This is a genomic window from Acidithiobacillus sp. TH-A36 (genome assembly GCF_057473445.1).
The window spans coordinates 1-1337 of sequence record NZ_JBYCKP010000019.1 but is presented as its reverse complement, the minus strand read 5'-3'; the positions used below and the strand labels follow the sequence as shown (position 1 = coordinate 1337).

Below are 1337 nucleotides of genomic sequence, written 5' to 3'. Positions count from 1 at the left end.
TGTGGGATACCCATCATCATTCCCATGATGTGATTTCCACCCGCACCCTGGGATATTTTTTGTACCTGCTCAGCGACGGTATGTTGTTCGCGACATTGTTTGCCGCTTATGGGGTGCTGAGTTATCAACATAGTTATTTCGGTGGGCCGACCCCTGCTGAATTCGTCAAACCCTGGTACACCTTTGCCCAGACCATCGCCCTGTTTTTGAGTGTTCTGGCTTATGGTTTCGGTATGAATGCCCTGAAGCACAAAAACAAGAGCGGCTTGATCAACGGTATGCTGGCAGCTTTTGTGCTGGGTGTGGTTTTCCTGGTTCTGGATATTCATGACATGAGTCATCTGTATTCCATGGGTATTACCCTTGCCAGCAGCGGCGGCATGTCGGCATTCATGGTGCTGACTCAGGTGCACGCGACCCATATTTTCTTCGGCTTGATCTGGATTCTTGTGATGATGGCCCAGGTGATGACCAAGGGCTTTACCGAGGAAACGGTGGGTCGTCTGCTCACCCTGCGGATGTTCTGGCATTTGCAGGCGGTGATCTGGGTTTTTGTTTATATCTTTGTCTACTTGTGGGGATACATATCATGAGTCACGGTGCCGCAGATCCGACCATGCATCCGGAAGTGCAACTGTCCACTTCCAAGGGCTACTTTCTGGGTTTTGCCATTTCGGCTTTCCTGATGTTGGTGGCAACTTTTCTGGTGACCTCTCATTCGGTTCCACCTTTCGGTTTGTTAATGGTGATTTCAGTGTGTGCGGGAATTGCCGTGATTGCCCAGATTTATTTCCTGCTGCATATCGATATTTCCGAACACAACATCTGGAATACCGTGGCTCTGGTGCTGTTTATTCCTTTGTTCCTGATTACCATCGGGCTGACCTGGTGGATGTTCTCACAGCTGTATCTGCGGACCATGGATATGTCGGTGATGTCATCGGCCATGCAACCTGCCGTGCATGCATCAGCCACTCCCGGAATGGCAGCCATGCCGGGGATGAATGCCCATACGGATTCAGGTAACTAAGGAGCACGAGAATGTCCACGTCCCTGGGAGCAAAACCTTCAGTAGTGTCGGATTCAGCACTCCCCCACGCCATAGAAGGGGAGATGACGCCGGTAGTGCGTTGGATTGGCCGGATGATCACCGCAGCCCTGCTGCTGGCGGTGGCGGCGGGCCTGTGGCAGGGCTTCAGCAGTCACGGACTGCTGAATGGCCTGGTCAACGGCCTCAAGGCCAGCGAAGTCGGCTTTGCCATCGTCCTGATCCTGCTCGGCAGCATCGTTGAAGGCTTTGGCTATGGCCTGTCTCTGGGGACCAAGTGGCCCTACAC

The 1337-nt window shown here is 53.0% G+C and carries 2 protein-coding genes and 1 pseudogene; all 3 read left to right on the top strand.

Annotated features, from left to right (window positions below; genetic code table 11):
- Window positions 1-593 (top strand): cytochrome c oxidase subunit 3 (locus AC2VLY_RS00545; RefSeq protein ID WP_486921584.1); only part of this gene is annotated, 593 nt, incomplete at its 5' end.
- Window positions 590-1030, top strand: coding sequence for a cytochrome o ubiquinol oxidase subunit IV (locus tag AC2VLY_RS00540; protein WP_193650984.1), 441 nt, complete (start codon window positions 590-592; stop codon window positions 1028-1030). The genes AC2VLY_RS00545 and AC2VLY_RS00540, both read left to right, overlap by 4 nt.
- A gap of 11 nt (window positions 1031-1041) precedes the next feature.
- Window positions 1042-1337, top strand: a pseudogene (locus AC2VLY_RS00535) (cytochrome C oxidase assembly protein); the annotation flags it as partial.